We start from the raw sequence: 255 nt of genomic DNA on the forward strand, positions 1-255 counted from the left end.
TGAAACATCTAAGTACCCGGAGGAAAGGAAATCAATTGATACTCCCCTAGTAGCGGCGAGCGAACGGGGACCAGCCGAGCCATGAGTGTGATTAGAATGCGTTGGAATGCGCAACCAAAGTGGGTGACAGTCCCGTATAAGAAGCATGATTGGACGTATTAAGTAGGGCGGGACACGTGAAATCCTGTCTGAAGATCGGAGGACCACCTTCGAAGGCTAAGTACTCCTTACTGACCGATAGTGAACCAGTACCGT

Annotated in this window: 1 rRNA gene; it reads left to right on the forward strand. The window is 50.2% G+C overall.

Going from position 1 to position 255, the window contains the following annotated elements:
* A 23S ribosomal RNA gene (locus tag FCK22_RS18145) occupies window positions 1-255 on the forward strand; the annotation flags it as partial.

The sequence above is a fragment of the Sulfitobacter sp. 15WGC genome, from assembly GCF_005068605.1.
Classification (GTDB): domain Bacteria; phylum Pseudomonadota; class Alphaproteobacteria; order Rhodobacterales; family Rhodobacteraceae; genus Sulfitobacter; species Sulfitobacter faviae.